This is a genomic window from Acidovorax sp. (assembly GCF_046291265.1).
Classification (GTDB): Bacteria; Pseudomonadota; Gammaproteobacteria; order Burkholderiales; family Burkholderiaceae_C; genus Acidovorax.
Genome location: NZ_JBKBTV010000203.1, coordinates 1 through 513, shown reverse-complemented (window position 1 = coordinate 513; position 513 = coordinate 1). Strand labels below are relative to the sequence as shown.

Below are 513 nucleotides of genomic sequence, written 5' to 3'. Positions count from 1 at the left end.
CCGCCCAGGATGCGGAAGGACAGCGACTGCCCAAAGTCGGGGTCGGTGGCGTTCAGCCGCCCCACCGCGGTGCCCACGGGGCTGTTCTCGGGCACGCTCAGCGTGCCGCTGCGCATCTCGGGCGGCTCGTTCACGTCCAGGATGACCACCGTCACCGCCGCCTCCGTCCACAGCGGCGTCGGCTGCCCATTGTCCGTGGCGCGCACCACCACGCTGTACGAGCTCTTCGTCTCAAAGTCCAGCACCGCCTGCGCCACGCGCAGCTGCCCAGTGCCGTCCTCGATGCTGAACACGCTGGCGCCGTCGCCGCCGGTGATGGAGTAGGTCAGCGTCTGCCCAAAGTCGGGGTCGGTGGCCACGATGCGTGCGCCCACCGCGGTGCCCGCTGCGCTGTTCTCCTCCACGGAGCGAGAGGTGGGCAGCAGCACCGGCGCCTCATTCACGTCCAGCAGCCGCACCGTCACAATGCCCGTGGCAGTCATCTGGCCCATGCCATCGTCCTGCGCCTCCACC

At 70.0% G+C, this 513-nt stretch carries 1 protein-coding gene; it reads right to left on the bottom strand.

Going from position 1 to position 513, the window contains the following annotated elements:
- Positions 1-513: cadherin repeat domain-containing protein (locus ACK41V_RS23900; RefSeq protein WP_409786215.1), on the bottom strand; the 513-nt coding region annotated here is incomplete at both ends.